This window comes from Sphingobacterium sp. UT-1RO-CII-1, assembly GCF_026711005.1.
In the GTDB taxonomy this organism is placed as follows: Bacteria; Bacteroidota; Bacteroidia; order Sphingobacteriales; family Sphingobacteriaceae; genus Sphingobacterium.
Genome location: NZ_JAPPVJ010000004.1, coordinates 270,318 through 292,467, shown reverse-complemented (window position 1 = coordinate 292,467; position 22,150 = coordinate 270,318). Strand labels below are relative to the sequence as shown.

The following is a 22,150-nucleotide window of genomic DNA, read 5'->3' as shown; positions in this document are numbered from 1 at the left end:
CCCTACATTTGTTAATAATGAAAGAACTGGCTTATCTTAATAAATACTTCTATAAATACCGTTGGAAACTCATTCCAGGAGTATTATTTGTAATAATATCAAACTACTTTGGTATCCTACCTGCAAAAGTTATTAGAGAAGCTTTTGACCTCGTAAAAGATAACATTGATCTCTACAGACTATATGACGGCTTTGAACGTCAAGAACTTGTATACAAAGTGTTCGGAAGTAGTCTTTTTTTATTCGGCGCTATTGTACTGATACTTGCGTTATTACGAGGAGTTTTCTTATTCTTCATGCGGCAAACCATTATTTTAACATCTCGTCATATCGAATATGATTTAAAAAATGAGATATACAATCACTATCAGGAATTAGATTTTGCATTTTTTCGTAAAAATAACACGGGAGATATGATGAATCGAGCAACTGAAGACGTCAACCAAGTTCGTAACTATCTTGGTCCAGCCATTATGTACGCCATCAACACCGTTGTCTTATCGATAATGATTATATACGCTATGTATGCAGTAAACCCTAAATTAGCTACCTACTCTTTATTACCTATACCTATTCTATCGGTAGTCATCCTCTTCATCAACAAAATAATAAATAAACGTAGCGAAAAAATACAGCGACAACTCTCTACTTTATCATCTTTCGTTCAAGAAACTTTTTCTGGAATAAGAGTCATAAAAACATACGCTCGCGAACAGGACAAAATGAAATCCTTCGCAGAAGAAAGCAACCTCTACAATAAAGTCTCACTCGACCTGGTACGTATACAAGCCGTTTTTTTTCCATTGATTATTTTTCTGATTAGCTTTAGTACAATAATAACTGTTTATATTGGAGGTATTGAGGTCAGCAACGGGACTATTACAGCAGGAAACATTGCTGAATTCATTATATATGTGAATCAACTAACATTTCCGGCCATGTCTCTGGCCTGGGTAACATCTTTATTTCAAAGGGCTGCAGCATCACAAAAACGTATAAACGAATTCTTAAAAACACAGTCCAATATTAAAGATGGCTCGCAGGCTTCCATTCTAAATGGAAGTATAAAAGTGGAGAATATATCCTTCACTTATCCTGACACTGGAATTAAAGCTATTACCAACTTATCCTTTGAAATAGCTCCAGGAAAAACACTTGCAATTATAGGTAAAACAGGATCTGGAAAATCTACGCTTGCGAATCTACTTCTTCGCATGTATGACGTGGATAAAGGAACAATTACTTATGACAACACAAATATTAAAAACATAAAAACCAATAGCTTACGTTCTCAAATAGGTCTTGTCCCACAACAGGTTTTTTTATTCTCAGACACTATAGCTAGTAATATTTCTTTTGGATTAGACACCATAGACTACCCCCGTGTTGAACAAGCTGCGAAAGACGCTGCTGTCTATGATAATATCATCAACTTTGAAGATGGATTTGAAACATCTATAGGAGAACGTGGAATCACTTTATCTGGAGGACAAAAGCAACGAGTTTCAATTGCAAGAGCATTAATTAAAGATCCTCAAATTCTTATTTTTGATGATTGTCTATCAGCCGTTGACACAAAAACAGAAGAAGAAATACTACGGAATCTAAGTAAGATAATGGCTGGTAAAACTACCGTATTCATTGCGCACCGCATATCTACAATAAAGAATGCTGATCATATTATTGTTTTAGATGAAGGTCGCATTATAGAACAAGGTACACACAATGAGTTAATGACTTTAAAAGGAGAATACTTTGAACTTCACGAAAAACAACTACTAGAAGCTAACTAACATATTAAAATCATCAACCTCTAAATGCCATGCGTAGCTATCTCATTGTCTTTATTTTCCTAGTAACGGTCTATTATACAAATGCATCACAAGTAACACCAACAGACACGTTAAATATTCAAAAAAAAGACAGCCTTACTTCAATAACACCACTTTACGATATAAGTGATGGTTTTAAAGATATTAGCCGACTTATACGTGGTGATAAATCGCCTAAAGTAAATAAAAAACGTTCAGGTATTTCTATTCTTCCCAATCCCAATTACAACCCGAGCATAGGTCTACAAATAGGTGCAAAAGTAGTTGGTGGGATGTATTTAGGCGATAAAGATAACACCTCAATGTCGATATTTGCTTCTGCGATAAGTTACACAACAAGAGGAATTATATTTGGCTATATCATGCACGACACCTACACATCCAAAAACAAATGGAACGTAAAAGGTGGAGTTATGCTTGCCAAAATGGTTGGTTTGGATTATGGAATAGGAATGGGAAATAAAATAAATCCTCAAAATGAAGATGATCAAATTTTAAATAACCCCGAGAGGAACCGTTATGTCAATCATTTTATCACTTATGGATTAAATGAACGAGTTTATAAAAAATTAGCACCAGGCACTTTCGTAGGAGCAGGCGTTTTTTTTGAGATAAAAAGAAAAGTTAAAACGCTCGGAGATTATGAAAAAACTCCCTTACAACTGTATAGTGAAAGGTACGGCTACGACCCTCAGAACTACAACAACAATGGCCTTATGTTTAATATCCAATATATGACCAGAGACAACCCAAACAGTGCATATAAAGGGATTTACACAGATGTTGTTTTACGCATGGGGCAAAAATGGATGGTCGGTGCACAAAACTACTATCAATTAATCACTGATTTTCGCAAGTATTTTCAACTTTCACAAAACCGTCCGAACCATGTATTAGCATTATGGTATTGGGGTTCGTATAGACTAGGCGGGAATATGGCCTATCTAGACATGCCTGGAACGGGAAAAGACACCTTCGCAAGATTAGGACGCGGCTATACAAATGGGTATTTCAAAGGAAGCTCTTTCGCCTATACAGAAGCAGAATACCGTTTTCCTATACTTAGAAATCAATTTCTAAGTGGTGTAGTATTTGCAAATATACAGACGGGAAACGACCGTATAGGAACAAAATTATTTGAACAATTTCAGCCAGCTGGAGGAGCGGGTCTCCGACTATTGTTCAATAAAGCGACCCGAACAAATCTATGTATTGATTACGCTGTAGGTAAATTTGGACAAAAGGGACTGTTTTTAGGTTTAAATGAAGCATTTTGATGCGCAGCAAAAAACTTTCTATTTCAAAGACAATAATAATAAAACATGGTTGCCACTATGCTGTAAATATACCTCCAACATTTTAGATCAAAAAACAGTTCCCGGACGGCGTATTTCTCAATTCTATTGGATATGATTTTGCTTTTACGTAAGTTTGAGATTCATTTTTTTATGAAATCATTACATGCGACTTTTACTAAACCTATTTTTTGCAATCTTATTATTATTTATTACCAAGAATACATTCGGACAATCTCCAACAGATACAACATCCCTTGTTCCTATTAAAATACACGCTTATTTTAATGAGCAACCTTTACTAGGACTTACATCATCTGCACAAGTTATAGGAAAAAAAGAAATAGAAAGTCAAAATACTAATACCTTATTACCTGCTATGAATCAGGTAAGTGGCATCCGAATGGAAGAGCGTTCACCGGGAAGCTACCGTATAGCTATGCGAGGCAGTTTAATCCGCTCACCGTTTGGTATACGGAATACCAAAATATATATAGACGACTTCCCGATGACCGATGCTGGCGGAAACACCTACCTTAACCTGATTGACCCGGCATCCATTCAAGCTATACAAGTATTAAAAGGTCCTGATGGTTCTCTTTACGGTTCAAATTCAGGAGGTGTCATACAAATAGCTCCTAACGGCTTTGGAAAAGCAAACGATCATACACAATTATTATTAGCTGGAGGTTCTTATGGGCTTTTTCAAGAGCAGCTCTCTGTACAAAGAAATATCAATGATAAATATAGCTTTGCCTTCGATCAGTCTTTTACTCGCTCAGATGGGTATAGAGAAAATACTGCACTCAATAAAAAAACATTCCAAACAGCATACCAATGGCACTATAATCCGAAAAACTCATTAAGTGTGTTTTTACTCTATAGTGATTTAGGTTACCGTACTCCCGGCGGGCTAACGCAGGTACAAATGGATGAAAACAGAAGACAAGCACGCCCCGCAGGTGGTCCCAACCCAGGTGCCTCAGAACAAAGAGCTGGAATATACAATAAAACAATTTATGGGGGTGTAAAACATCAGGCTCAGTTATCCAAAAATCTAAGTCATACATTGACCATTTTTGGGTCAAAAACAGACTTTGAAAATCCTTTTATCACCAACTATGAGTTTAGAGATGAAAAAAACTTAGGTATACGTACTTACTTTTCCTACGAAAACAATAAGACTCCTAGCTTTCAGTGGCACATGCAACTCGGGTTTGAAGGACAAAAAGGATGGAGCTCCATAGATAATTACGATAACCATAAAGGGGTAATAGGGAGTGCACAAGCCAAAGACAATTTGGACAATAATAACAGCACAATCTTCTATAGACTTATGACGAGAATAAATACACGTTTAACGCTTGAAGGGTCTATCGGATTAAATACCGCAACAGTAAAGTATAAACAACGTTATCCTATAATTGAAGATCCGCAAGGGAAAATAGGCTTTGGTAGTATATGGATGCCAAGGATTGCAGCTTCCTACCTAATTAATGACAATTGGGCATGGCGAACTTCTATCTCTAAAGGATATTCCTCACCTACTTTAGCAGAAGTTCGATCATCTGACAATATAATCAACCATGATTTACAAGCTGAGAAGGGAACTAACTATGAAATAGGAGTCAGATGGAATACAAAAAACCGCCGTTTAATAGCTGACTTTGGGACTTACAATTACGCAATGAAAAATGGTATAATACGTCAACTAAGAGAAAATGGAGCTGAATACTATGTTAATGCCGGCGCTATGAAACAAAGAGGCGTAGAGTTTGATTTATGGACACATCTTTTACAACCAAAAAAACATGGCTTCCTTAGAGCGCTTAGCCTCCATAGTAGCTTATCATATAATTACTACCGGTTTAGTGATTATATTAGCAAAGATGGTGATTATACCAACAATAAGATGACTGCTGTACCAGATTGGGTTTGGACAAACAGCATTTCTATGCAGCTAGCCCATGATTTAGGTCTAAACATTTCGCACAACCACACATCATCCATGCCTCTCAATGATGCAAATAGCGTATATGCCAAAGGCTACAATTTAATACAGCTTAAAACGTCTTGGAACACAAATTTCATAAAAAAATCAAGTTTACAAATTTTTATTGGAGTAGATAATCTTTTAAATGAAAAGTACAGTTTAGGAAATGACATAAACGCTTTTGGAAATCGTTTTTTCAACCCTGCACCGCTAAGGAATTATTATGCAGGAATCAAAATGGCACTCTAATCGCTTAAAGGTTCATCAACTTCTCCAAATAATGATACTCCAATCCGAAATAAGCCTTGGTAGTCTTTATCTTTTCTAAAATTTTTAATCTACGAACATCATCTATTTCCTTTCTTACACCTACCACTAACACATTTTTCGGGGTATGTGCATCGGAGACGAATTGAAAAACCTTAGTCTGGTAACCAAAGTACTCCATAATCAATGCGCGCATACCATCAGTCACCATTTCAGCCTGTCTCTCCATAAAAATACCGTGCCTTGTTAAAAAGTCGAGTTCATTTTTCACTTTACCGATCTCCATCTGCTTACGCACTTGTTTATGACAACAAGGAGCTACAACAATTAACTCAGCATGATTTTCAATTCCCTTACTTATCGCATCATCCGTAGCCGTGTCACAAGCATGCAATGCAATCAAAATATCAATCTGATCTTTCGGTTTAAAAGCTTCGATTGTTCCTTCAACAAAGTTCAAATCCATAAACCCCGATCGCAATGCTATTGAATTACAAAGATCCACTAAGTCTAATCGATACTCTACCCCAATTACCTCAGCCGGCTTTTGCAAAATATTATTCAAATAATCATACAACGCAAAAGTTAAATATCCCTTACCAGCTCCCATATCAACAACACTTAACTTCTCCTTATCAGGTAAATTACCCAACATACTACTCAAAATATCTATATAATGATTTATCTGCTTCCACTTATCTTGTGCATTTTTATATACCTTTCCGTTTTCATCAGTTAACCGAAGCTCCTTCAAATAGTTTTTCTCAGAACTTCCCAGTTTACGTTGTTTTAGCCTATCATGGTTCAACGAGTCTGTCTTCTTTGCTGTTGCAGCAATAGATTTCACAGACCAATCACCTCTATTGTAAGACAATATCAAGTCTTCATTGATTTTAAACATCGTAGCAACTCGAAATTCATTAGCCTTTAAAGTACCTACTATTTCACTTATCCCGTCTTCTATAGTAAAATTCTTAACGACATCCTTGGTTTGAAAACGGTAGGTAAATGATAGTTTAAGAACACGTTTAATAATTACCGGTTTTACATAAATCTTCTTCAGTTCAGAAACTGCTCCCTTATAATTTCCTAATGATAATTTAATGAAACTATTATCAGCTAGACTTATATTTAACTGCGCTATAAATGAAGAAACTTTATCCATAATTCTTAAAAAATTAAACGTGCAAAGATAACAAATACTTACATAGCCCGAGAGAATTAACCGTTTCTATTTAATGCTATAAACGCAGCATAGGTTGCCTTGGTTTGCCCATATCCCAAAGTAAGACTACATTTGCCTTATGCAAAATTCTTCAATAAAAGCCGTTTTCTTTGATGTAGATGGCACACTAGTAAGTTTCAAAACACATCAAGTACCCAAATCTACACAAGAAGCGATTAAACAGCTCCAAGAAAAAGGAATTAAAGTAATAGTATCTACAGGCCGGTCCATTAATAGTTTAGATCATATAAAATATTTAAATTTTGATGGGTTTATTACTTTTAATGGGGGCTATTGTGTTACAGATAAAAACGAAATTCTCTTCAAAAAAGCCATCGCTGCAGAAGATATACAAGCAGTATTAAACTATAAAGGTGAGATACCTTTAAGTTTTTCATTTATGTCAGAAAAAGCAATCAGTATTCATAATGTAAGCCCAGACGTTGAATCAATGTATGCTCAACTCAACCTACCTGTTCCAAATCTAATGGATGTAAACAATGTTGATATACATAGTATTTTACAAACGAATATTTTCATTGGCCCTGAAGAGGAGGAAGCTTTCATGCGAAACGTTATGCCCAATTCAATAGCAACACGTTGGACGCCTCTTTTTGCAGATGTAAACCCTCTCGGACAAAGTAAACAAGTAGGAATTGATATTTTCTGCAAACACTTCAATATTCCCATAGAAAGCACATTAGCATTTGGCGATGGTGGGAATGATATTACAATGCTCAAACACGTTGGAATAGGCGTAGCTATGGGCAATGCTAATCCAGAAGTTAAAAACATTGCCGATTACATTACGGAAGAGGTTGACAGTCATGGTATCGAAAATGCATTAAAATACTTCAAGATAATTTCATAATATTCTTATACGTATTATTCATTTCCTGTCTCAAGCAGATCGTCCAATGTTGATTTGATCTGTTTGAGATAACGCCCGTATAATAAATTTACTATAAAATATGTACCAATCCACATCAAAACAATAATGGCAGCTAAAACCAAAAGACCAACTCCACCAACCCATTCCCCCCATTGACTAAATACTGTCTCCTGTCCTCTATCTAGCTTCATAGATCCAGCTATAAAACCTATTGCCAAACCACATCCCATCCCCAAAGTAAAAGAAACATATGTAAATGCATGGTAAAAATCTACAAAATACCTCAGCTCATAATAAAACCACATTAAATTGTGATATGAATCGTATTCCAAATGATAGGACTGCCTATAAAAACGGATAAAACGAACAACAAAAAATAAACTAATAGCCAAGTATACTACATAAAACAATCCCAGTATGATCTGAAATATTAAGGGAATATCTAAATATATAGGCGCAATAATTTGTGCCCCTAAAATAAGAAGCATTAAAGTAGCCCAACCCCAAAAATCACTTCGCATATTTTTACGCACCTTATCTATTGCTGTATTCGTCCTTTTCATCCATCGAGTAATTGACAACTCTGAAGTCAAATCGACTGGATGTATATCTTGCTTAGCCCATCTACTTTTTAAATCCTCAAAATTCATAGCCTATTCTTTTGACAATCAACTGTAACTTATTTTTGGTTCTCATCAACCTAATTCGAGCATTACCTTCAGAAACCCCCAAATGTTCACCAATCTGTTGATGACTTTGTCCTTCTAAAAACAAAAAAATCAATGCTTTTTCTATAGTGTTTAATTCTTGAACAGCCTTATACAAAACAGCAATCTGCTCATCCTCTTTTCCAGAATATTGCTCATCTACCTGCTCAAAGCGACCTTCAATACTATAGCGGTCTGTTCTCCGCTTATCACGTTTCACAAAGACTAGAGCAGTATTTAGTGCAACACGGTACATCCAGGTAGAAAACTTACTTTTCCCCTTAAAGCTACTATATGACTGCCATAACTGAATACAGATTTCTTGGTACAAATCATCTTGATCCTCTTTAGCATCCATATACATACGAGCAATCTTATAAATTATCCCTTTATTCTCTTCAATCTGACTTAAAAATTCCTGCTGCTTGTCAAACACAATGTTCTAACGTAATATTCATCAAACTTTACCCAAATTAGTGTATCAACTCTTAATTTCGTTACAAACTAGAAGTAATTAATATTTTTAAACAAAAAACGGAGTGATAATTTATTACCGCTCCGCCTTTCATCTATCTATAAAAGAAGATTATTCTCCGCTATTTCTAGCGGCTAAATATCGTTCTGCTTCCAAAGCAGCCATACATCCTGTTCCAGCAGCAGTAACAGCTTGACGGTACACATGATCTTGAACATCTCCACACGCAAACACCCCCTCGATATTAGTTGCTGTACTATCTGGCTTTGTTATCAAATACCCTGTTTCATCCATATCCAATATCCCTTGAAAAAGTTCGGTATTCGGCTTATGACCAATAGCAACAAAAAAACCTGTGATATCAAGCTCTTTAGTTTCCTTTGTTTGATTATTTACAATACGCACTCCATTCACTCCTAAATCATTCCCTAATATTTCTTCAGCTTCAGTATTATAAAGTATCTCTATATTAGGAGTCTTCATTACACGATGCACCATTGCTTTGGAAGCTCTAAATTCATCTCTTCGCACGAGCATATATACTTTTTTACACAACTTGGCCAAGTAAGTAGCTTCTTCAGCAGCTGTGTCACCTGCTCCAACAATAGCAACATCTTGCCCTTTATAGAAAAACCCATCACATACCGCACAGGCTGAAACTCCAAAACCATTAAACTTCTCTTCCGATGGCAGCCCTAAATATTTAGCAGTAGCTCCAGTAGCAATAATAACAGTATCAGCCGTAATAGTTTTACTTCCGTCAATCTCTACCTCATGCGCAATACCACTATCTTTAGAGAAATTAACTTTTGTAGCATATCCAAAACGAACTTCCGTACCGAAACGCTCTGCTTGTGTCTTCAAATCTTCCATCATGATCGGCCCCGTCACTCCTTGTGGATACCCCGGAAAATTATCAACCTCTGTCGTAGTGGTTAATTGCCCCCCCGGAACGATACCCGTATACAAAACAGGATTTAAATCAGCTCTAGATGCATATATAGCAGCAGTATAGCCTGCCGGCCCCGAACCGATAATTAAACATTGTACATGTTCATTTTCTTGTATAGCACTCATATCTTATTTATTATATCTATTTGCCAAACTTCCCCTGCAATTGTTGCAACATATCATTTGTGATAGGTTTGTCAGGTTCGTTAGATTTTGGTTTTCGATTTGTATTTAAATCTCTTTTAGGAAAATTACTTCCCTGTTCTTCTTCTCGCTTTACCTTTTTCGTATTACGATACTCATTCCACAATTTTTCTAATACCTTTTTCGTATACAATGGAAAATCACCATTCTGCATCCAGGCATAATAACTAGGTTCTGTTTCAAAAACATTTAACACCTTTTTACCTTTGTGCTTACCAAAATTTATACAAGGATCTCCATCTTCATCATATACTAAACGACCGGCAAAGTCTACGGGGTTGCTTAAATTAGTGAATTTATGTAATGCTTCGACATCATTGACAACAGGTCGAGAAATCGCTCCATATTTATCCTCATACTCCACTCCATCATACTTACTAAGTTGCGCTTTCAATACTTCATAAGTTGCACGCACATCTGCTTCCGCAGTATGCGCATTATCTAAATTTTCATGACAATAAAATTTATAAGCTGCCTTTAGGGTACGTTGTTCCATTTGATGAAAGATATTTTGAACATCTACAAATGCTCGATCTTCCAATGAGAAATCAACGCTAGCACGAATAAATTCTTCCATTAACATAGGCACATCAAATTTATTTGAATTATAGCCTGCCAAATCAGCATCTCCTAAAAACTCCTTGACCTCAAGAGCCCGCTCTTTAAAAGAAGGTAAATCTTTAACATCTTCATCAAAAATGCCATGAAACAAAGATGACTCCGCAGGGATAGGCATCAATGGATTAATACGCATCGCAAGAACCTCTTCTTTTCCACCCGGATAAATTTTTAAAATTGCAATCTCAACGATACGATCTACCGCTATATTTACTCCCGTGGTTTCGAGATCAAAAAAAGCCAAAGGCCGTTTTAAATGTAATTCCATGAAATTAAAGTTTGTTTGTAAACTTAATCTTCAAAAATACAAAACTCTTTCGTTCTTACGACCTATCTACCTAATTAATGACACTAATCACAGGTTTTAAATAAAATAGAAATAACTAAGTAACAAATAATCCCACATTCTAAAGCACATAGGTTCTAAATAACACGAGCTCAGCATAAATACTGAGCTCGCCTTATATATAATTAATATACTTTTAATTCTTATCCTAATGCTTCTTTCAAAGCACTGACCTGATGTTCAACCAACTTTTTTAATGGGCCAGATGCTAGCATCTTCATCATCATATTCAATTCGGCCTCAATCACAAAAGTAGCCTCAGTCTCTTCTTCTGACTTCTCTTCAAGCTTCCATCTCAAAGTAACCGAAAAGGGTGCCTCTTCGGATGGCACACAAACAATTTCTTTATTTTCTACCCTTTCATTTACCTTCAAAGCTAACTTAGCCATGTTTTGTATAGTAAACCGAGCTTCGTCAGTAGTCGATGACCAATTATAAATATTCGTCGGCATCAATTGTTCATGATTGTTCAAATCAGCTAAAAATTCATAAACTTCATTAATTGGTTTATGAATAACGTTTTGATCTTGAATAATAGTCATAAGCTAAGTTTATTTATTGATTACTCACCTGACCAGTTCGCCGGATCTCTACGCCATTGCTCTAACAGAGAAACCTCTGATTCTAAAACATAACTATTCTTTACAGCAACCTTGATAAGTGACTCATAATCACACAAACTGTATATAGGACACTTAGCTTCTGCAAAGTTCTCTGCTGCGACATCAAAGCCATAGGTGAAAATGCAAACTAACCCTACTACTGTACAACCCGCCTCACGAAGAGCTTCAACAGCCTGTAAACTACTTTTTCCAGTAGAAACTAAATCCTCAATAACAACCACACGTTGACCACTGATAACCTCCCCTTCAATTAAGTTTTGACGCCCATGCCCTTTTGCACTACTGCGAACATAAGTAAACGGCAAGCCTAAATCTTGCGCAACCAATACACCTTGAGGAATTCCAGCCGTTGCTACACCAGATATCATTTCAACTGAACCGAACTCGTCATGAATCAACTCTGCAAGATTTTGACGAATATACGTACGGATAGCTGGATGCGATAAGGTAATACGATTATCACAATAAATCGGAGACTTCCAACCCGACGCCCAAGTAAAAGGGTTTTTAGGTTGTAATTTTATTGCTTTAATTTGCAATAAAGATTCAGCAATTTTTTGTTCAACCTCATTTAAATTATTCATGCCACAAATTTATAAAATTTATATGAACGAATCTCAGCTTATTTTAGCAGATTTCATCATTAAAAACACACAAAACGTACAAACAATTGGTTTACAAGACCTTGATCTGTATAAACTTTTTAAAGCTTCTCAACAGAAAGTTACCAAAGAAATAATCCACCTATATATACACCCAGAAGTGGATAAAGTTTTTGATTCCCTAATACAAAACAGCCATATTATCAAAGCCGCAGGAGGCCTTGTCAAAAACGGGGATGGCGATTATCTTTTTATCGAAAGGCTGGGAAAATGGGACTTACCAAAAGGTAAAGTAGAAAATGGAGAAAAAATGCGTGAAGCTGCTATACGAGAGGTAGAGGAAGAATGTGGACTTAAAATTAATTATTTAGGTCCTAAACTTACCACCACCTATCACACATACCAAGTTGGTGACAAATTAGTTTTGAAACAAACAAATTGGTATGAAATGGGGGTCAATGATGCTCCTAAACTCATTCCACAATTGGAAGAAGATATTACAAAAGCTAAATGGTTAAAAAAATCAGACTTCCAAAAAGTACTAAAAAACACTTACCCATTAATCGCTGATATATTAAAAAAAGTATAGTTCCTTAAGAAGGAAGGGATTCATCCCTTCCTTTAAACTAAACATAATAAACAAACTATTAGTATAAACTCCAGCTTATCAGCAGTAATTATATTGTTGATTTTCCCTATTTCTATTCTATAAAAAACATTCAATGTACGCAATCACAAAACATAGAACAACAAGCAGCACAAAAGTTTAATAAACAAGCAGTTAAATAGTGTTAAACTAATTTTAGGATAAAGATATGATTAAAGAGTAGACATTTTATAAGTCTTGTATAAAAAATTAAAACACCTAAAAATCAGTCTATTCAAAAAAACATTGATTTTATTTTTGAAAAAGATTAAACTACTCCTATATTTGCATCGTCAACAATGACGCAACAGCATGCCCAGCTGGCGGAACTGGTAGACGCGTTGGTCTCAAACACCAATATCTTCGGATGTGCCGGTTCGATTCCGGCGCTGGGTACTAGACGAGGTTTTGTTCATACAAAACCTCGTTTTTTTGGCACACCAATAGAACTTAACGACAATTCAAAAACATCTAGAGGATCAATCTGAAAGTTTTGGGGGGGTATTTAAATAAATACCTATTTTAGCGATCTAAATTCATACTATTTTGCAAGACGCTTAACGCCGACTACTTTCCTTATTGATGCCCGAGGGGCTGTTAGACTATTTTGATATCATCGAGGTTCTCCAGGAGCAACAAGAGCTCCACATCCACCTGGAGGAGAAAAACAAGCACGCTTAGCAAGCTCCTTATAAATTAAATATTTTCACCATCTCAAAACCTTGTGTTCTGAATACGTACAGCGTTTAATATAGCTAATAGTGCAACCCCAAAATCTGCAAACACAGCTTCCCACATCGTAGCCAACCCTCCCGCACCTAAAACTAAAACAATCGTCTTCACTACAAAAGCTAGTATAATATTTTGCCATACTATACTTTTTGTTTTCTTGCCTATCAAAATTGCACTTGCGATTTTAGCAGGATTATCATCTTGAATCACGACATCTGCAGTTTCTATAGTAGCATCACTCCCTAATCCTCCCATAGCAATACCCATATCAGAAAGTGCAACAACTGGCGCATCATTCACACCATCACCTACAAATATCACATTAACAGATCAATCAGTATTTTGTTCACCAAAAAAACATAGTATACTAATCGATAAAAAGTCTCTAAATAGTTTTGCCACGAAAAGGAACACAAATAAAAAATGCTTATCACCGCAAAGGTAATAAGCATTTCTACTTGATATATAAAACTAATTAATCTAACTCAAACTTATACCCCACACCTTTAACTGTGTAGACATAATTTTCCCCTATTTTTTCTCGCAGTTTACGAATATGTACATCAATGGTTCTATTCGTAACCACAACAGAATCTTCCCAAATTGCTTTTAATATCTGCTCTCTAGTAAATACCTTATTAGGTCGAGATGCTAACAAATATAAAAGTTCAAATTCCTTCTTCGCCAAAGTTATTTTCTCATCTCCTCTATAAACTAAAAAAGAGTCACGACATATAACTAGATCTAAAATTTCTAATTTATCTTCAACAGGAACCTCACTTTCAACAACATTCCTTCTTAATATAGCATTAATCCTACTCATTAATGCTCGAGGTTTGATAGGCTTAGCAATGTAATCGTCAGCTCCAACGTTAAAACCAGCTATTTCAGAATACTCTTCACTTCTTGCGGTAAGAAAAACCATAAAGGTACTCTTAAACTCAGGCATAGCTCTCATCAAACGACAAGCTTCAATACCATCCATTTGCGGCATCATAACATCTAAAATGATCAAATCAGGATTAACCTGTTTAGCCATTTCAATACCTTCTTTACCATTAAAGGCCTGATATACTTGATAACCTTCTTTAGTCAGGTTATAAGATATCAATTCTACAATATCACGTTCGTCATCAACTACTAGTATCTTTTGTTTAGCACTCATGTCTGTTTTTTTGCTAAATTATGCACTTAATAGTAATTTGAAGTTAAATTTATGTTACTATATCATTAACACTTAACAATACCTAAACATAAATTTTAATTAAAAATTTTATTTAAAAAGTGCTCCAATTCTTTCCCACGCAAGTTTTTTGCTAGTATTTTACCGTCGGGATCAAGCAAGTAAGAAGTAGGAATGGCTTTAATGCGGTAAGATGCAACTAAATCTGAGCTCCAGGCCTGCAAATCGGAAACTTGAGTCCAGTCTAATTTATCATCTTCTATGGCACGCATCCAACTACCCGGATTATTATCCAGTGAAACACCTAGAACCGTAAACCCTTTGTCTCTAAAACGTTGGTATTGCTTTACAATATTAGGATTCTCCTGCCGACAAGGTCCACACCATGATGCCCAAAAATCAACGAGCGTATATTTCCCTTTAAAGTCCGATAATTTTACTGTCTGATTACTTGGAGTGAAAGAAATTATTTCAGGAGCTTCCTGGCCGACAGCAAGCTTTTTGAGTTTCCCTATCTCCTCCTTAAATTGAGTAACGTATTGATTTTCCAAAAACTTGTTACTAATCTCTTCTGCATAAAAAATAAGCTCTTGTTCAGCAACCTCAGGATCTAAAGTGCTCATGGCATAAAAACCTGCCAAATTTTTATGTTTATCTGCAAAAGAAACAGCCTGTTCTGTATACAATGATAATTTAGACTTATATTCAGTCAAAAAATCAAACCGTAAGCTCTCAACCTCTTCTGCAGTCTTATCCCTTGTAGCCCTTGCAAACTCTCCTTGTAAAGAATCACTTACCGCTTCTTCCCGTCTTTTAAAAGGAGCGAATTCCTGTAAAGCTTTAGACAGGTCCGAGCCATTAACAACATACGCCTCCGGTTCAAACATATCAGCTACAAAACTCAACTTCTCTCCCGGAGAAAGTATTAAGGGATAACTATTATTACCAACTCGCATGGATAATAAGCGTGGTTGTGTCGCAACACGTTCAAACTTAAACCTGTTTCCATCAGCAAGGTAAACAGAGTCTAATTTTCTATCTCCCTCATAAAATGAAACAACTTTAATATTTCCTGGGTTTTCAATCTCTCCAGAAATATGAATCACTTCTTTATTTGAACAGCTTGCAAACGACAACAAACTTAATATGAATATTGTACTAAATAACTTCCTCATGATTCTTTATTTAAGAAACCCTTAGCTCTTCCAAGAGCTTTTGATAAACCAGCACTCAACTTACCTCCTGCCGTTGCGAAAAAGGGCTGCCCCCCCCCTCCACCTTGAATGTCTTTAGCAAGATCTTTCACTATAGCACCAGCATTCAAACCTTTGTTTTTAGCCAATTCATCTGAAATAGCTACCGTCAAACTTGGTTTACCAGCAAAATCAGCACCTAAAACAATAAACATATTGCTTCCAGCTCCTTTTAAAGCATAAGCTAAAGTTTTTACTGCATCAGCATGGGGTAAATCAACCTTCATTGCTAAAAAACTAATATCCCCGACCTGCTCAATTTTAGACATCAGTTCATTTTTCAAAGCTAGCGATTGCTGCTGTATACTATGCTCAACCTCTTTTCTCAACTCACTATTTTCTTCGATAAGCTTACCAACTGATGAGACAAAGTCTTTCGGATTGTTCATCAAATCTCGCAGTTTATCAACAACCTCAAATTGCTCCCTAACAACCGCATACGCTTGTCTGCCAGTAATAGCTTCTATTCTACGTACACCTGCCGCAACAGCGGACTCAGCCGTAATTTTAAAAAATCCTATCTCACTGGTAGATCGTACATGCGTACCCCCACAAAGCTCTTTAGAAAACGTGTCATCGAAGGTGACAACACGAACAAAATCACCATATTTCTCTCCAAAAAGAGCTGTAACCCCTGATTCGATAGCAACATCATAAGGTATATCTCGCTCGTCCTTCAATAACACACCAGCCCTAATTTTGGCATTAACAATATCTTCCACCTCTTTAATCTCATCGTATGTTATCTTTGAGAAATGAGAGACATCAAATCTCAAAAGATTAGGACTAACTAGCGACCCCTTTTGATTAACATGCTCTCCTAATACTTGTTTTAAAGCTGCATGTAAAAGATGCGTTGCCGAATGGTTACACGCTGTATCAGTACGTTTATTACCATCAACAACAGCTTTGAACTCACCAATTAATACAGGAGGTAATTCTTGAACAAAATGAACGATCAACCCATTTTCTTTCTTCGTATCTGTTATATACACTTTTTCATTAGCCTCAGATATTAATTGACCGACATCTCCAACCTGCCCTCCTCCTTCTGCATAAAATGGAGTCACAGACAACACCAGCTGATACTGATCTTTACCTTTAGCACTAACTTTTCTATATTTAACTATTCGTGTATTGGCTTCTAAAAAATCATACCCCACAAACGTTGTTTCTTCATCTTCTCCAACTAGGACCCAATCACCTGTGTCTATAGCTGTTGCAGCTCTCGAACGTTCTTTTTGGATATCTAGAGCGTCTTGAAAACCGCTCATATCAACACTTAATCCTTTCTCTCTCGACAAAAGTGCCGTTAAATCAATTGGAAAACCATAAGTATCAAACAGTTCAAATGCAAAATCGCCACTGATTTCCTTATGCTCCAACGCATAATTTTCAAATCGTTGAATACCCGTAGTAAGTGTCCGTAAAAAAGAAACCTCTTCCTCCAAAACAACTTTTTGAACAAAACTCTGCTGTTTAATCAGTTCATCAAATATACCTTCAAACTGTTTAGCTAAAAGCGGAACCAACTCGTTAATAAATGGTGTTTTAAATCCTAAAAAGGTATAAGCATAACGAACCGCTCTTCGCAAAATACGACGAATAACATATCCAGCTTTATTATTAGATGGAAGCTGTCCATCCGCAATAGTAAAACTTACTGCACGAATATGATCTGCTAAAACTCGCATTGCTATATCAGTTTTTTCGTCTGCACCGTACTCAATTCCACATCGTTCCGAAATGAATGCAATAATCGGCTGAAATACATCTGTATCATAGTTCGATGTCTTTCCCTGTACAGCACGCACTAATCGCTCGAACCCCATCCCTGTATCCACATGCTTAGCTGGTAAAGATTCTAACTTACCACTCTTAAGTCGATTAAACTGCATAAATACCAAATTCCAGACTTCTACAACCTGTGGATGGTCAGCATTAACAAGGCTATCACCAGACACCTCCTTACGCTCCTCTTCCGATCTCATATCATAATGGATTTCAGAGCACGGGCCGCAAGGGCCTGTCTCTCCCATCTCCCAAAAGTTATCAGCTTTATTACCTAAAAGAATACGACCTTCAGCGATATGCTTTTTCCAAAAATCAAAAGCTTCCATATCACGCTCCAACCCTTCATCATTATCTCCCTCAAATATGGTCACATAAAGACGGTCTGGATCTAACTTATAAACCTCAGTTAACAACTCCCAAGCCCACGCTATAGCTTCTTCTTTAAAATAATCACCAAAAGACCAGTTCCCCAACATCTCAAACAAAGTATGATGATAAGTATCAATTCCGACTTCATCCAAATCATTATGCTTTCCCGAAACTCGTAAACATCGCTGGGTATCGGCAACTCGAGAATATTTCGCTTCTGTCTCACCTAAGAATAAATCTTTAAATTGATTCATTCCCGCATTTGTAAACATAAGTGTAGGGTCATTCTTCACTACAACTGGTGCAGAAGGAACTATTTGATGGGACTTATTCTTAAAGAAAGTTAAAAAAGCGTCACGTATATCTTTACTAGTCATGGATTTTATACTATTTTTCGAATTGCAAACTTACTCAAAAATGTAATTTCAAACAATTAAAAACCGAATACCAGTTCAGCTAAAACTCTAAAACAGTACATTAAAAAAGACATTATGACATTAGTAAAGCTTTTTACACACAAAAAGAATAGATTCTCAGTAAAAACACCCTAACCTTTTCACCAAAAAGTATAACAACCCAGACAATTAATGATTAAAAAATCAAAATATCTTAAACTTAAATATAAATACATGTTCTATTACAACAAATATTTTGTAATTTTAAACAACAATCATTGTGCTTTATGAAAAAAATATTAGTGCCTACCGATTTTTCGGAAAATGCACTCCTAGCAGCAAAATATGCTGCCGATTTATGTCAAAGACAAGGGTATACCTTACATATATTACACTACTACACAGTTAACTCTTCAGGGTTCAGCGAAAACGATTTAAAAATCGAAACAACACAGCCCGATATATTAAAAGCTGATTTAACGATTTTAAAATGGGTTGAGCTATTAAAACAAGAATACCCTACCGTTAATATTACACAAGAAAACAAACGAGGTTTGATTTCAGAGAGATTAGTGCATGAAGCGAAAGAAACACAATATCTCGCAATCGTTATGGGTACCACGGGTAGTTCTGCAAATAAAAACATCTTCTGGGGTAGCAACACGTCATCAGTTATCGCTAAATCACCCATACCTGTTATAGCAGTCCCCAACACACGTCAATATGCAGAAATTAAAAATGTAGGTCTATTAACCAATTTTAAAGAAGAAGAACTTCTTACATTGCGTGAGTTTTTAAACATCTATCAAGAAGCAATTGCATTACATTTAATTCATGTTCATGAAAACAATGAGGATATACAATCAAGACTAAAAAGTTGGTTGTTTAATATTCAGGAGTTCCCATTAGTTACCAATACAAATATACTAACAGCACCTCTTGTAAAAGACGATAAAAATAAAGACAGTATTCCAGAGGTAATCAAGCATCTCACAGAAACAAATGAGTTAAATATGATTTTAGTTTCGAAAAGCAGAAAAACTTTTTTCCAACGACTATTTTCAAATTCAGTTTCTAAAGCAATGGCGCTAGAATTAAAAAAACCTGCCTTTTTCGGCAAGTCGATTTAAATTAGCAATATAGCATAAAGTAATATTAGATATTTCTGTTCGGCATAAAATAAAATGAGTTTCTAAACTCACGAATAACACAAGACTATGAAAAAAATTCTTATCCCAATTGATTTTTCCGAATATTCTCAATGCGCTACTAACTATGCGTGCCAAATGATCCAAAAAAACAACAGCAAACACGAAATAGATTTGCTGTACGTTTTTATAAATCATTCTAACCTCTATGCAAATCACCAGGTCAGCTCTGAAATATTAGGGCCTGAAATAAAAAAAATAGAGACAAAAATGTTAATCCTTCAAGAAGATTTGAAACTTCGCTACCCAGAAATAAAAACAAATACATACTATCAACATGGTAACCTATACGAGGAGGTGAGTAAAGCAACAGCATCATTCCCATACGATGCTGTATTAATGGGCACAAAAGGGGCATCTGGCTTAGAAGCTATATTTATAGGAAGTAATACATATGATGTAATTGCAAATGCAAAAACACCAGTTCTTGCTATACCTGGAGAAACAGAAAATTTCAAAAAAGATCGTGTAGCTCTATTATGTAATTTTAAAATCGCAGAAATAGATGCCCTTCAACAAGCAATTACACTTATAGGAAATGACTTTGAACTCGTCCTAATACATGTAAATAAAGACGATCGTGACATCCAAGACATAGACACCGAGTTTAGGGCATGGATTGAAACTATCATTGAGAAAACAGGTATAGACAACATCTCATATACTGTTAAATCTCAAATGCTATATAATCGCTCTGCCGAAAACGTATCTCATGCTATTTCAAATGTGTTAATTGACGAACAAATAGACATTCTACTTATTACTAAAAGTAGAAAAAGTATATTTAGAAAACTTATAGAAGAAAATATCGTAAAAAAAGTGGCTTACAACCTATTTGTTCCTACACTATTTGCCCGAGTTTATCCAAAAAAATAATCATGAATCACAATAACCTTTGCATCATTTTTTTAAACAATCGATGTAAAGCAACTCTAGTAAAACGAAAAAAAGAACTTTAATAAAAAGAATAAGACACAATTTGTTAATAAAAAGCCATAAAAACACTTTAGCAATTATGTAGCTCAAGTACTACAGGGTACATTTTAACAATAGTCTAACTTTGGCATCAAATTATTTTCGAAAACAAAACATTCAAAAATGAGAAGTTTCAACAAATTTACGTTCATAGTAGCAGCTGGCCTACTGACAACCTCCTTAAATGCACAAGACAAATCAAGCATTCAAGGAACCACTCCTTTTGGTAGCGAAACACAATATCGCACATGGTCTATCGGAGTAAACGCTGGGGTATTAAATCAAACTAATATTTTCGGATTCAATAGAGATGGTTTTAATAAATTAGATCATAATCTAGGATACAGTGCTTACGTAAAAAAACAAGTTGCTCCTTCTTTTGGTATTAAAGCACAATACCTAGGTGGCAAAGTTGGAGGAAAATACAGGAACCCTTCCGATACGCAAATTAGTGCATTTGAAACTAAAGTTCCTTGGTCTCTTGCATTATCGGCCGAATGGACTATGGCAAACGCCAACTGGCGATTCTTCAATAGTGTCATAAAACCGTATGCTGCATTAGGTTTAGGGGCTATGAATTTCGAAACTACCACAACAATAAACAACACGAATAACAAAGCTGATAAGAAAACAAAACTATATGTCCCTCTTGATTTTGGCTTAAAATTCGCTGTTACCAATGACATTAATATTGATTTAGGCTACCAGCTTAACTGGGCAAATCAAGATTTTGACGGAAAACCTCAAGGACAATACAAAAACGACCTTTTCTCTTACGCACACGCTGGTATTGAGTTTGCTTTAGGTAATAAAACAAAACCTGCGTTAGCCAACTCTAACCCTGTTGCAACATTGGTAAATGACTACACAGCTAAATACGATGAGCTAAAAGCAGAAAGAGATCGACTAGTTGCTGCAAATCAAGCTTTAAAGTCAGATATCGACAATCTTTACGAAGAGCTAAAAGACGATGATGGAGATGGTGTAGCCAATAAATATGATAAATGCCCGGACACACCCGCAGGAACAAAAGTTGACGGTTCAGGCTGTCCATTACCAGAAGTGAAAGTAGAAACTAAAGTTATCGAAAAAATCGTCGTAACAGAAGAAGATAAAAAGGTAGTAGATGAAGCAATTAAAAATCTAGAATTCGATTTAGGAAAAGCAACAATTCGTTCATCCTCATTTACATCTTTAGATCGTGTAGCAGCTTTATTAATTGAGAAAAACTTCAGCCTAAAACTAGCAGGTCATACAGACAATACGGGATCGATGTCAACAAATCTACGCCTCTCTAAAGAACGTGCAGAATCTGTAAAATCTTACTTAGTATCTAAAGGAGCTAATGCATCCCGCATCGAAGCCACAGGCTACGGACCCAACCAGCCCATCGCTACAAATGGCACGGCAGAGGGACGTCAGGCCAACCGCCGCGTAGAATTTACTTTGTATTAATAAAACTAATATCCTAGCCTCCGAGTAGTAATCAACAAATACTCGTATTGCGAAAAAAGGTTCGAATTAAAATTAATTCGAACCTTTTTATGTTTTCCACTACATTACCA

18 protein-coding genes, 1 tRNA gene and 1 pseudogene are annotated in these 22,150 nt (G+C 35.8%); 9 read left to right on the top strand and 11 right to left on the bottom strand.

Going from position 1 to position 22,150, the window contains the following annotated elements; all coding sequences use genetic code 11:
* Positions 1-17: 17 nt before the first annotated feature.
* From ORI89_RS10995 to ORI89_RS10985, 3 genes are all read left to right on the top strand, one after another.
* On the top strand, positions 18-1,793 hold the full coding sequence (locus tag ORI89_RS10995; protein WP_268230529.1) for an ABC transporter ATP-binding protein: 1,776 nt from the start codon (positions 18-20) through the stop codon (positions 1,791-1,793).
* A 29-nt stretch (positions 1,794-1,822) separates the two neighbouring features.
* Positions 1,823-3,109, top strand: coding sequence for a BamA/TamA family outer membrane protein (locus tag ORI89_RS10990; protein ID WP_268230528.1), 1,287 nt, complete (start codon positions 1,823-1,825; stop codon positions 3,107-3,109).
* Positions 3,110-3,293: 184 nt separating this feature from the next.
* Entirely contained in the window at positions 3,294-5,369 is a 2,076-nt protein-coding gene (locus ORI89_RS10985) for a TonB-dependent receptor (protein WP_268230527.1), read from the top strand.
* A gap of 4 nt (positions 5,370-5,373) precedes the next feature.
* On the opposite strand, the gene ORI89_RS10980 is transcribed toward ORI89_RS10985, so the two are convergent.
* Positions 5,374-6,552, bottom strand: a complete 1,179-nt coding sequence (locus tag ORI89_RS10980) for a class I SAM-dependent methyltransferase (protein WP_268230526.1) — start codon at positions 6,550-6,552, stop codon at positions 5,374-5,376.
* 139 nt (positions 6,553-6,691) lie between these two features.
* Here ORI89_RS10980 and ORI89_RS10975 point away from each other — a divergent pair, with 139 nt between their 5' ends.
* Entirely contained in the window at positions 6,692-7,483 is a 792-nt protein-coding gene (locus ORI89_RS10975) for a Cof-type HAD-IIB family hydrolase (RefSeq protein WP_268230525.1), read from the top strand.
* A gap of 14 nt (positions 7,484-7,497) precedes the next feature.
* On the opposite strand, the gene ORI89_RS10970 is transcribed toward ORI89_RS10975, so the two are convergent.
* The 6 genes from ORI89_RS10970 to pyrE all read right to left on the bottom strand — a co-directional run bounded on the left by ORI89_RS10970 (position 7,498) and on the right by pyrE (position 12,012).
* Positions 7,498-8,154: a hypothetical protein gene (locus ORI89_RS10970; RefSeq protein WP_268230524.1), complete on the bottom strand. Its 657-nt coding sequence runs from the start codon at positions 8,152-8,154 to the stop codon at positions 7,498-7,500.
* A complete protein-coding gene (locus ORI89_RS10965) occupies positions 8,144-8,647 on the bottom strand; it encodes an RNA polymerase sigma factor (protein ID WP_268230523.1) in 504 nt (167 codons plus the stop codon). The genes ORI89_RS10970 and ORI89_RS10965 overlap by 11 nt, the downstream gene beginning before the upstream one ends.
* A 150-nt stretch (positions 8,648-8,797) precedes the next feature.
* Entirely contained in the window at positions 8,798-9,763 is a 966-nt protein-coding gene (trxB, locus tag ORI89_RS10960) for a thioredoxin-disulfide reductase (protein WP_268230522.1), read from the bottom strand.
* Positions 9,764-9,779: 16 nt separating this feature from the next.
* The gene (locus tag ORI89_RS10955; protein WP_268230521.1) at positions 9,780-10,727 is read right to left on the bottom strand and encodes a 3'-5' exonuclease; all 948 of its coding nucleotides are present in this window, start codon (positions 10,725-10,727) and stop codon (positions 9,780-9,782) included.
* Positions 10,728-10,948: 221 nt separating this feature from the next.
* A complete protein-coding gene (locus tag ORI89_RS10950; RefSeq protein WP_268230520.1) occupies positions 10,949-11,347 on the bottom strand; it encodes an SRPBCC family protein in 399 nt (132 codons plus the stop codon).
* 20 nt (positions 11,348-11,367) lie between these two features.
* Positions 11,368-12,012: an orotate phosphoribosyltransferase gene (gene pyrE / locus ORI89_RS10945; RefSeq protein ID WP_268230519.1), complete on the bottom strand. Its 645-nt coding sequence runs from the start codon at positions 12,010-12,012 to the stop codon at positions 11,368-11,370.
* A gap of 22 nt (positions 12,013-12,034) precedes the next feature.
* On the opposite strand from pyrE, the gene ORI89_RS10940 reads away from it, so the two are divergent.
* Positions 12,035-12,619 (top strand): NUDIX hydrolase, encoded by a 585-nt coding sequence (locus ORI89_RS10940; protein ID WP_268230518.1) that lies wholly within the window; start codon positions 12,035-12,037, stop codon positions 12,617-12,619.
* A 371-nt stretch (positions 12,620-12,990) separates the two neighbouring features.
* Positions 12,991-13,072, top strand: a tRNA-Leu gene (locus tag ORI89_RS10935).
* A 318-nt stretch (positions 13,073-13,390) separates the two neighbouring features.
* Here the strand turns inward: ORI89_RS10935 and ORI89_RS10930 are convergent.
* From ORI89_RS10930 to alaS, 4 genes and pseudogenes are all read right to left on the bottom strand, one after another.
* Positions 13,391-13,729: pseudogene (locus tag ORI89_RS10930) on the bottom strand (heavy metal translocating P-type ATPase); the annotation flags it as partial.
* 154 nt (positions 13,730-13,883) lie between these two features.
* Positions 13,884-14,573, bottom strand: coding sequence for a response regulator transcription factor (locus ORI89_RS10925; RefSeq protein WP_268230517.1), 690 nt, complete (start codon positions 14,571-14,573; stop codon positions 13,884-13,886).
* 95 nt (positions 14,574-14,668) lie between these two features.
* Positions 14,669-15,766, bottom strand: a complete 1,098-nt coding sequence (locus ORI89_RS10920; RefSeq protein WP_268230516.1) for a TlpA disulfide reductase family protein — start codon at positions 15,764-15,766, stop codon at positions 14,669-14,671.
* Positions 15,763-18,384 (bottom strand): alanine--tRNA ligase, encoded by a 2,622-nt coding sequence (gene alaS / locus ORI89_RS10915; RefSeq protein ID WP_268230515.1) that lies wholly within the window; start codon positions 18,382-18,384, stop codon positions 15,763-15,765. Before alaS ends, ORI89_RS10920 begins: the two co-directional genes overlap by 4 nt.
* Before the next feature lie 305 nt (positions 18,385-18,689).
* Here alaS and ORI89_RS10910 point away from each other — a divergent pair, with 305 nt between their 5' ends.
* The 3 genes from ORI89_RS10910 (at position 18,690) to ORI89_RS10900 (ending at position 22,040) form a co-directional block, all read left to right on the top strand.
* Positions 18,690-19,532 (top strand): universal stress protein, encoded by an 843-nt coding sequence (locus ORI89_RS10910; RefSeq protein ID WP_268230514.1) that lies wholly within the window; start codon positions 18,690-18,692, stop codon positions 19,530-19,532.
* 87 nt (positions 19,533-19,619) lie between these two features.
* Positions 19,620-20,486, top strand: coding sequence for a universal stress protein (locus ORI89_RS10905; RefSeq protein ID WP_268230513.1), 867 nt, complete (start codon positions 19,620-19,622; stop codon positions 20,484-20,486).
* 222 nt (positions 20,487-20,708) lie between these two features.
* Positions 20,709-22,040, top strand: a complete 1,332-nt coding sequence (locus tag ORI89_RS10900; protein WP_268230512.1) for an OmpA family protein — start codon at positions 20,709-20,711, stop codon at positions 22,038-22,040.
* Positions 22,041-22,150: the final 110 nt, after the last annotated feature.

What these genes read in the sequence shown, in the direction of transcription:
- ORI89_RS10925 (WP_268230517.1), bottom strand. Translation starts at nt 14,573, where the DNA reads ATGAGTGCTAAACAAAAGATACTAGTAGTTGATGACGAACGTGATATT.
- ORI89_RS10970 (WP_268230524.1), bottom strand. Translation starts at nt 8,154, where the DNA reads ATGAATTTTGAGGATTTAAAAAGTAGATGGGCTAAGCAAGATATACAT.
- ORI89_RS10905 (WP_268230513.1), top strand. Translation starts at nt 19,620, where the DNA reads ATGAAAAAAATTCTTATCCCAATTGATTTTTCCGAATATTCTCAATGC.
- ORI89_RS10985 (WP_268230527.1), top strand. Translation starts at nt 3,294, where the DNA reads ATGCGACTTTTACTAAACCTATTTTTTGCAATCTTATTATTATTTATT.
- ORI89_RS10950 (WP_268230520.1), bottom strand. Translation starts at nt 11,347, where the DNA reads ATGACTATTATTCAAGATCAAAACGTTATTCATAAACCAATTAATGAA.
- ORI89_RS10990 (WP_268230528.1), top strand. Translation starts at nt 1,823, where the DNA reads ATGCGTAGCTATCTCATTGTCTTTATTTTCCTAGTAACGGTCTATTAT.
- ORI89_RS10995 (WP_268230529.1), top strand. Translation starts at nt 18, where the DNA reads ATGAAAGAACTGGCTTATCTTAATAAATACTTCTATAAATACCGTTGG.
- ORI89_RS10975 (WP_268230525.1), top strand. Translation starts at nt 6,692, where the DNA reads ATGCAAAATTCTTCAATAAAAGCCGTTTTCTTTGATGTAGATGGCACA.
- trxB (WP_268230522.1), bottom strand. Translation starts at nt 9,763, where the DNA reads ATGAGTGCTATACAAGAAAATGAACATGTACAATGTTTAATTATCGGT.
- alaS (WP_268230515.1), bottom strand. Translation starts at nt 18,384, where the DNA reads ATGACTAGTAAAGATATACGTGACGCTTTTTTAACTTTCTTTAAGAAT.
- ORI89_RS10920 (WP_268230516.1), bottom strand. Translation starts at nt 15,766, where the DNA reads ATGAGGAAGTTATTTAGTACAATATTCATATTAAGTTTGTTGTCGTTT.
- ORI89_RS10900 (WP_268230512.1), top strand. Translation starts at nt 20,709, where the DNA reads ATGAGAAGTTTCAACAAATTTACGTTCATAGTAGCAGCTGGCCTACTG.
- ORI89_RS10940 (WP_268230518.1), top strand. Translation starts at nt 12,035, where the DNA reads ATGAACGAATCTCAGCTTATTTTAGCAGATTTCATCATTAAAAACACA.
- ORI89_RS10910 (WP_268230514.1), top strand. Translation starts at nt 18,690, where the DNA reads ATGAAAAAAATATTAGTGCCTACCGATTTTTCGGAAAATGCACTCCTA.
- ORI89_RS10955 (WP_268230521.1), bottom strand. Translation starts at nt 10,727, where the DNA reads ATGGAATTACATTTAAAACGGCCTTTGGCTTTTTTTGATCTCGAAACC.
- ORI89_RS10980 (WP_268230526.1), bottom strand. Translation starts at nt 6,552, where the DNA reads ATGGATAAAGTTTCTTCATTTATAGCGCAGTTAAATATAAGTCTAGCT.
- pyrE (WP_268230519.1), bottom strand. Translation starts at nt 12,012, where the DNA reads ATGAATAATTTAAATGAGGTTGAACAAAAAATTGCTGAATCTTTATTG.